Annotated in this window: 6 protein-coding genes; 5 read left to right on the top strand and 1 reads right to left on the bottom strand. The window is 33.2% G+C overall.

Going from position 1 to position 8,448, the window contains the following annotated elements:
* Window positions 1–393: 393 nt before the first annotated feature.
* Window positions 394–1,761, top strand: coding sequence for a dGTP triphosphohydrolase (dgt, locus tag HX088_RS13370; RefSeq protein WP_286484416.1), 1,368 nt, complete (start codon window positions 394–396; stop codon window positions 1,759–1,761).
* 74 nt (window positions 1,762–1,835) lie between these two features.
* Window positions 1,836–2,288, top strand: a complete 453-nt coding sequence (locus HX088_RS13365) for a GNAT family N-acetyltransferase (protein ID WP_225539701.1) — start codon at window positions 1,836–1,838, stop codon at window positions 2,286–2,288.
* Between the two features lie 60 nt (window positions 2,289–2,348).
* On the opposite strand, the gene HX088_RS13360 is transcribed toward HX088_RS13365, so the two are convergent.
* A complete protein-coding gene (locus HX088_RS13360) occupies window positions 2,349–2,879 on the bottom strand; it encodes an RNA methyltransferase (protein ID WP_286484415.1) in 531 nt (176 codons plus the stop codon).
* A gap of 80 nt (window positions 2,880–2,959) precedes the next feature.
* Here HX088_RS13360 and mutS point away from each other — a divergent pair, with 80 nt between their 5' ends.
* From mutS to acs, 3 genes are all read left to right on the top strand, one after another.
* Window positions 2,960–5,515, top strand: coding sequence for a DNA mismatch repair protein MutS (gene mutS, locus HX088_RS13355; protein ID WP_286484414.1), 2,556 nt, complete (start codon window positions 2,960–2,962; stop codon window positions 5,513–5,515).
* Window positions 5,516–5,525: 10 nt separating this feature from the next.
* Entirely contained in the window at window positions 5,526–6,329 is an 804-nt protein-coding gene (locus HX088_RS13350; RefSeq protein WP_225542272.1) for a M48 family metallopeptidase, read from the top strand.
* 90 nt (window positions 6,330–6,419) lie between these two features.
* Window positions 6,420–8,324: an acetate--CoA ligase gene (gene acs, locus HX088_RS13345; RefSeq protein WP_286484413.1), complete on the top strand. Its 1,905-nt coding sequence runs from the start codon at window positions 6,420–6,422 to the stop codon at window positions 8,322–8,324.
* The last annotated feature ends 124 nt before the right edge of the window (window positions 8,325–8,448 follow it).

Raw genomic sequence — 8,448 nt, 5'->3', positions numbered from 1 at the left:
AATACTAACGCTTACTATTATTCAATCAATAAACAGAAACCAAAATAGAAATATTAACAACTTAAAAATTAATATTAACTAAATGCACTACGGGTTAAATTTAGTTGTAATGCTAATTTTGTATTTCTTTTTCTTCTTTTCAATAACTCTTACAATAAATATTGTATTCAAATATTTTAAAACTCATAATTTAAGTTTAGAGTCAAATCAAATTTTTAATAGTTTGGGTTATGCGTTGTTCTTTTGGATTTTTTATTTAATAAATGGAAAATTAATAAAGACAATAAATAATTCTTATGACAAAGAATAAACTAAATTAAAAATCCGAACGAAACCGTTCGGATTTTTTTGTGACTGAACATTATTCGTTAAATTCGTTTTCTAAATCAGTTTATGGAACTTCTAAATCATATTTACACCAATCAACGTAACAATACAAACGATACTTCGGATGCACGATCAGCCTATCAGCGCGATTATGACCGCATTATTTTTTCGTCTGCCTTTCGTCGTTTACAGAATAAAACGCAAGTTTTTCCTTTGCCGGGAAGTGTTTTTGTACACAATCGATTGACGCATTCGTTAGAGGTATCATCAGTTGGACGTTCGATGGGAAATTTGGTTGGGAAATTTGTTTCAGAAAATTATGATTTAACGAATGAATCGCATGAATTTTACAATTATAGTATTCACGATGTGATTTCGGCTGCTTGTTTGTGTCATGATATTGGAAACCCAGCTTTTGGGCATTCAGGAGAAGATGCAATTGCATCGTATTTTGACCGTCATGAAGTTGAATTGAAAAAATATTTTACTGAAGCAGAATGGACTGATTTAATTAATTTTGAAGGTAACGCAAATGCAATCCGAATCTTGACACAACAACAGAACGGAAAGTCGGAAGGCGGTTTACGTTTAACCTATTCTACTTTGGCGGCGATCGCAAAATATCCATGCGAATCTGTAGCGAAAGATAAAAGTCAATTGCATCGTAAAAAGTTTGGTTTTTTTCAGGCGCAAAAAGAAGCCTTTCGAACAATTGCTGAAAAAACAAATATGATTTTGGAACAAGATTCGCCTATTATTTACAAGCGTCATCCTTTTGTGTGGCTGGTAGAAGCGGCTGATGATATTTGTTACTCGATAATAGATGTAGAAGATTCGCAACGCTTAGGTATTATTGATCATGATAAATGCCGAAAATTATTCTTGAATTTAGTCGAGTCATTGGATCCATCTCAAATTGATAAAACAAAAAATACATTGAAATCAATTTCAGATAAAAATGATCGAATTGCATATTTACGTGCAAAATCAATTAATTTATTGACACAAAAATCGGTTGAGGTCTATCAAAATAATTTTGATCAAATTGTAAAAGGTGAATTTAAAACGGCATTGTTAGATGTAATTAAAAATGAAACAGAACAAGTAACTAAACGAGTTTTGGACGAAATTCAACGTTTTTCAATCGAAAATATTTACAATCATCGTTCAGTTTTAGAGATTGAGAATGCAGGTTATAATGTCATGTCAGAATTACTTTCTCAATTTATTCCTCCAATCTTAAAAGACGAAAAAGAACGAAAGACATTCGAGAAAAAAGCTTTACGTTTGGTTCCTACTCAATTTTTGTATGAAAAAGGAACGAAATATCAAAAAGTGATGGGAATCTTAGATTATGTTTCAGGAATGACGGATAATTATGCAACAGAGTTATATCGTCGCATAAAAGGAATAGAAATAGGAATGACGATATAAGTACTAAGTTAGAAGTTTTTAATTCTGATCTTCTCGAAGAATCAAAAAAAGATACAAATAAATAATACACAACAATGATAAATGTAACAATACGAGAGGCAAGAAAAGAAGATTGTCCTCGAATTTTAGAATTAATTCACGAATTGGCTTTATATGAAAAAGCACCTGAAGAAGTTACAGTAACTTTAGAAGAAATGGAAGAATGTGGCTTCGGAGAAAAACCAGTTTGGGGATCTTTGGTAGCAGAAGTAGATGGTAAAGTGGAAGGAATCGCGTTACACTATGATCGTTATTCAACTTGGAAAGGTCGTCGATTATATTTAGAGGATTTAATTGTAACAGAAAAAATGCGTGGATCTGGAATTGGAAAATTATTGTTAGATGAGTTAATAGCATACGGAAAAGCAAATAATTACCACGGAATGGTTTGGCAAGTTTTAGATTGGAATGAGCCTGCAATCAATTTCTATAAAAAATACAACGCTGATTTTGATCCAGAATGGATTAATGTCTCAGTTAATTTTTAAAATAATAAAAAACTCCAAATTTTATGAAATTTGGAGTTTTTATTTTCGCTTAACGCTTAACTATTTCATAAATCCTTCATACCATTTCCATAAAATAATTCCAGTACAAACCGAAACATTTAACGAATGTTTTGTACCAGATTGCGGAATTTCAATACATGTATCACATTGGTCAATAATAGATTGTTGTACACCATCCACTTCATTTCCCATGATAATTGCATATTTCTGAGATTGATCAATTTCAAATTCATTCAATAAAACTGAACCTTCTGTTTGTTCAATTGTTACAATTTGATAACCTTCTTCTTTTAGTTTGGCGACCAATTCATTCGAATCTTTTACATATTCCCAATCTACTGAGTTTTCTGCACCAATTGCTGTTTTATGAATTTCTTTATGTGGAGGCGTTGCCGTAATTCCACACAAATAAATTTTATAAATCAAAAAAGCATCTGATGTTCTAAAAACTGCCCCAACATTGTGCATACTCCTTACATTGTCCAAAACAACAACAATCGGATTTTTTTCTATTTCTTTATATTCTTCAGTCGAAACTCGACCTAATTCATCTAATTTTAGTTTTCTCATCACTTCGTTTTTGACTAACTTAGCTGTTCAAAAGTTATAATAATTTGACAAAAGTAGTAAAGAATAAGGAAACTCCACTTATGAAGCAGTATAATCAAATCAAGGCGAAATATCCTGATGCGATGTTATTATTCAGAGTTGGAGATTTTTACGAAACATTTGGAGAAGATGCAGTGCGTGCTTCGCGTATTTTAGATATAGTGCTAACAAAACGTGCTAACGGTTCTGATAATAGTGAATTGGCTGGTTTTCCGCATCATAGTTTAAATACCTATTTACCAAAATTGGTAAAAGCGGGATTACGTGTAGCAATTTGTGATCAGCTCGAAGATCCTAAAACGGTAAAGGGAATTGTAAAACGTGGTGTAACCGAATTAATCACGCCTGGTGTGGCGTTGCAAGATGAGGTGTTGTCTTCAAAATCGAATAACTTTTTGATGGCTGTTCACGAAGGTTCAAAATCGTTTGGAATTGCTTTATTAGATGTTTCGACAGGAGAATTTTTGGTTTCAGAAGGTCAAGAAGATCAGGTTGCGAAAATTATTCAATCGTTTCGTCCAAGTGAAGTCATTTATCAAAAACGGGTCAAATATAATTTTTCTGATGTCAAAAGTAAATTTTTATTAGATGATTGGGCTTTTCAATATGATTTTGCAATTGATAAACTAACAAGTTTATTCAAAACAAAGAATTTGAAAGGTTTTGGAATCGAAGATCTAAAAGAAGGAATCATTTCAGCAGGTGCGATTTTAGCTTATTTAGATGATACGCATCATTTCGAAATTCAACATATTACTTCAATCCAACGCCTTAATCAAGAGAATTTTGTGTGGATGGATCCCTTTACCATTCGCAATCTTGAGTTGGTTTATTCACCACATCCAAAAGGAGTTACGTTACTGAATATTTTAGATGATACCAAAACACCAATGGGTGCACGTTTGCTAAATCGTTGGATGGTGATGGTTTTGAAAGATTTAAAATCGATTCAACGTCGTCAAAATATTGTCGAATATTTCTATAAATTTGGTGATTTACGTTATGATTTGCGTGAAAAATTGGCTCAATTAACCGATTTAGAACGTTTAGCAGGAAAAGTATCTACTGGTAAAATAACACCACGACAATTATTGCAATTAGCACAAAGTTTAAAGATTTCGGAAGATATAAAAGAGGTTGCTGAACAATCGAATATCAAAGAAGTATCAGATTTATTTAGACGAATCGAACCAATTGAAAAATTGACTCAAAAGATTTTCGATTCGCTTACAGACGAACCCCCTCATCAGATTGTCAAAGGAAATGTAATTCGAGAAGGTATTTCGGAAGAATTGGATCGCTTACGTAAAATTCAATTTTCTGGAAAAGATTTTTTAGATCAGATGTGTCAACGTGAAACAGAACGAACTGGAATTTCATCGTTGAAAATTGCGTTTAATAATGTATTTGGATATTATATCGAAGTTCGAAATACACACAAAGATAAGGTACCGGAAGAATGGATTCGAAAGCAAACATTGGTCAATGCAGAACGCTATATCACGGAAGAATTAAAAGAATATGAAACACAGATTTTAGGTGCAGAAGAGAAAATTTTAACCATTGAAAATCAGTTGTTTATTGATCTTCTACAAGAAATTATTACCAAACTTTTACCTATTCAACAAATAGCAAAAGCCATTGCTTTTTTAGATGTTCTATCCACTTTTGCAGAAATTGCGGAAAAGAATTCGTATTCCAAACCTTCTCTTAATGATGGTTTTGAATTAAATATAAAAGAAGGTCGCCATGCAGTTATTGAACAACAATTACCAATTGGAGAACAATATGTATCGAATAATGTTGAGTTAAATTCAGAGAATCAACAAATTATTATGATTACTGGACCCAATATGTCTGGTAAATCGGCACTTTTACGTCAAACAGCGTTGATAGTCTTGATGGCGCAAATGGGAAGTTTTGTTCCAGCACAAGCTGCTAAATTAGGTATAATAGATAAAGTTTTTACGCGAGTTGGAGCTTCAGATAATATTTCTTCAGGCGAATCTACGTTTATGGTCGAAATGAATGAAACAGCAAGTATCTTAAATAACATTTCGGAACGAAGTTTGATTTTGTTGGATGAAATTGGTCGAGGAACTTCAACGTACGATGGAATTTCGATTGCATGGGCAATTGCAGAATTTTTACATCAAAGTGCGTTGAAACCAAAAACATTATTTGCAACGCATTACCATGAATTAAATGAAATGTCGAAATCAATGGAACGTATCAAGAATTTTAATGTTAGTATTAAAGAAACAAAAGATACGATTTTATTTTTGAGAAAATTAGTTCCTGGGGGAAGCGAGCATAGTTTTGGTATACATGTTGCTAAAATGGCGGGGATGCCAAAACGAGTGGTGGATAGAGCCAATGATGTGTTGAAAGTTTTGGAAGCGACCAAAACAGATGAAGGAATTTCCAATAAAACGGAGAAAATAACGCAAGATAATATGCAGTTAAGTTTCTTTCAGTTGGATGATCCAATTTTAGAATCGATTCGTGAAGAGATTATGAACACAGATATTAATACTTTAACACCTGTTGAAGCATTGATGAAACTGAATGAAATTAAAAAGAAACTCGGTAAATAAACTTAAAAATATGAAAAAAATAATTTTAACTGTAGCAGGAGCTTTAGTATTAGCTTCATGTGCTACAAATCCTGTCACAGGAAGAAAATCATTATCATTAGTCTCAAATGCAGAATTAATGCCAACTGCTTTTACACAATATGATAAAGTATTAAAAGAAGGAAAAGTAATCACAGGTACAACTGATGCAAAAATGGTTCAAACCGTTGGAGACCGTTTAAAATATGCAGCAGAAAAATATTATCAACAGAAAGGAATTTCGTCTCAATTGCAAGGTTATCAGTGGCAATTTACATTATTACAAGCGAATGAAGTAAATGCTTGGTGTATGCCTGGAGGTAAAGTTGCAGTTTATTCGGGAATTTTACCTGTAACGAAGGATGCAACAGGTTTAGCGGTTGTGTTAGGTCACGAAATTGGTCACGCTTTGGCTGGACATAGTGCGGAGCAAGCTTCTCAGCAAATGGCAGCACAAGGTTTAGGACAAATAGTTGGAGGATCCATTGGAAACGCAGAATATGCAAAAGTTTTTGAACAATTATATCCTGTAGGTGCACAAGTTGGGTTGTTAAATTATTCTCGTAAGATGGAGTTAGATGCTGATGTTACAGGGTTATATTTAATGGCTATGGCTGGTTATGATCCTTCCCAAGCAATTCCTTTTTGGGAACGTATGGCAGCAAAAAGTGGAAACGCTGAAGTTTCAGAATTTTTGAGTACTCACCCTTCTGATGCAACACGTATTTCGAAAATTAAAGAATCATTACCAACAGCAATTGCTTATTACAACGCAAGTCCGTATAAAGGAAAATAGAATAGTTTTTATTCATTTTAAAAATATAAGCGAGTTAATTTGATAAATTGACTCGCTTTTTTTATATTTAATTTCAAAACCACAATTAAAATGATAAATGATTTTAGAATTAATTCGTTTTCTGAATACAAGAAAGCGTACAGAAAAAGTACTAAAAATCCCGAGAAATTTTGGGACAAAATAGCCGAAAACTTCGTTTGGCACCAAAGATGGGACAAAACTTTGGAATATAATTTTGAAACAGCGGATTTCAAATGGTTTCAAGGAGGCAAGTTAAATATTACGGAAAATATTTTAGATCGTCATTTAGAAAAAAATGGAAATAAAACAGCCTTAATTTGGGAACCGAATAATCCATTAGAAGAAACTCGAATTATTACGTATCGTCAATTGCATTCAAAAGTTTGTCAATTTGCAAATGTGTTAAAAAACAATGGCGTACAAAAAGGCGATCGTGTGTGTATTTATATGCCAATGATTCCAGAATTAGCGATTGCGATGTTAGCTTGTGCAAGAATTGGAGCGGTGCATTCTATTGTTTTTGCAGGTTTTTCTTCTGCTGCAATCGCATCTCGTATCAATGATGCACAATGTAAAGTTTTGGTTACTGCCAATGAAGTTTTTCGTGGTACAAAATCAATCAACTTAAAAGCAATTTGTGATGAAGCGTTAAAAGTCTGTCCTTCTATTCAAACTTGTATCGTTTATCGTCGTGCAATAGAACCAACTTCTATGGTCGGTGGGCGTGATAAATTTTGGGTTGATGAAATGTATAAAGTAAATAATAGTTGTCCAGTAGAAATAATGGATGCAGAAGATCCATTGTTTATTTTATATACTTCGGGTTCTACTGGAAAACCAAAAGGAATGGTGCATACATGTGGAGGGTATATGGTTGAAACGGCTTATTCATTTGACAATATTTTTCAAATGGATAAAAACGATATTTATTGGTGTACAGCGGATATCGGTTGGATTACAGGACACAGTTACATTATTTATGGTCCATTGGCTTGTGGAGCAACCTCGGTTATGTTCGAAGGAATTCCAAGTTTTCCTGATTTTGGACGTTTTTGGGAAATTGTCGAAAAATTAAAAGTTACCCATTTTTATACTGCTCCAACAGCAGTTCGTTCATTAGCTCGTGAATCATTAGACTATGTAGAAAAATATGATTTATCAAGTCTAAAAGTTTTAGGGTCAGTTGGAGAACCAATCAACGAAGAAGCATGGCATTGGTTAAATGATTATGTAGGGAAAGGAAATTGTCCGATTGTCGATACATGGTGGCAAACCGAAACAGGATCAATTATGATTTCGCCTTTGGCAGGAATTACACCATTACGACCTACATTTGCAACGTTGCCATTACCAGGAATTCAGCCCGTTTTAATGGATGATAATGGACATGAAGTAGAAACAATCAACGAAAAAGCAGAAGGTCGTTTGGCGATTAAGTTTCCTTGGCCTTCTATGGCAAGAACTATTTATGGAGATCATAAACGTTACGTCGAAACCTATTTTTCTACTTTCCCGGGATATTATTTTACAGGAGATGGCGCTTACCGAGATGCGATGGACAATTATAGAATTACAGGTAGAGTAGATGATGTAGTTATTGTTTCTGGACATAATCTTGGTACAGCACCTGTTGAAAATGCAATCAACCAAAATGAAGCAGTTGCAGAGAGTGCAGTTGTAGGTTTTCCACATGATATCAAAGGAAATGCGTTGTATGCATTTGTGATTTTACAAGATGGTGTAGAAGTTTCGAAAGAATTAGAAGCAGAAATTAAAAATGAAGTAGCACATCTCATTGGACCAATTGCAAAACCAGATAAAATTCAGTTTGTATCAGGTTTACCAAAAACACGAAGCGGAAAAATTATGCGTCGTATTTTGAGAAAAATCGCCAGTGATGAAACTGATTTTGGAGATACTTCAACGTTGTTAGATCCAGATATTGTTACAATAATTCAAAAAGGAAAAATTTAAACTCAGGTTGAGGTTAAGACTAAGTTTAACAAAATAATTTTCAAAACAAAGAAGCCGTCTCAATATTAAAATTTGAGGCGGTTTTTTTTATTTGAATTAATTTCCAATAAAATTTCATCATTTT

Source organism: Empedobacter sp. 225-1, from assembly GCF_030328185.1.
GTDB classification, from domain to species: domain Bacteria; phylum Bacteroidota; class Bacteroidia; order Flavobacteriales; family Weeksellaceae; genus Empedobacter; species Empedobacter stercoris.
The sequence above is the reverse complement of the archived record's forward strand: the minus strand, read 5'-3'. Positions and strand labels throughout refer to the sequence as shown.

Bases quoted from the DNA above. Each gene is read 5' to 3' on its own strand.
- HX088_RS13350 (WP_225542272.1), top strand. From the start codon at position 5,526: ATGAAAAAAATAATTTTAACTGTAGCAGGAGCTTTAGTATTAGCTTCA.
- dgt (WP_286484416.1), top strand. From the start codon at position 394: ATGGAACTTCTAAATCATATTTACACCAATCAACGTAACAATACAAAC.
- acs (WP_286484413.1), top strand. From the start codon at position 6,420: ATGATAAATGATTTTAGAATTAATTCGTTTTCTGAATACAAGAAAGCG.
- HX088_RS13360 (WP_286484415.1), bottom strand. From the start codon at position 2,879: ATGAGAAAACTAAAATTAGATGAATTAGGTCGAGTTTCGACTGAAGAA.
- mutS (WP_286484414.1), top strand. From the start codon at position 2,960: ATGAAGCAGTATAATCAAATCAAGGCGAAATATCCTGATGCGATGTTA.
- HX088_RS13365 (WP_225539701.1), top strand. From the start codon at position 1,836: ATGATAAATGTAACAATACGAGAGGCAAGAAAAGAAGATTGTCCTCGA.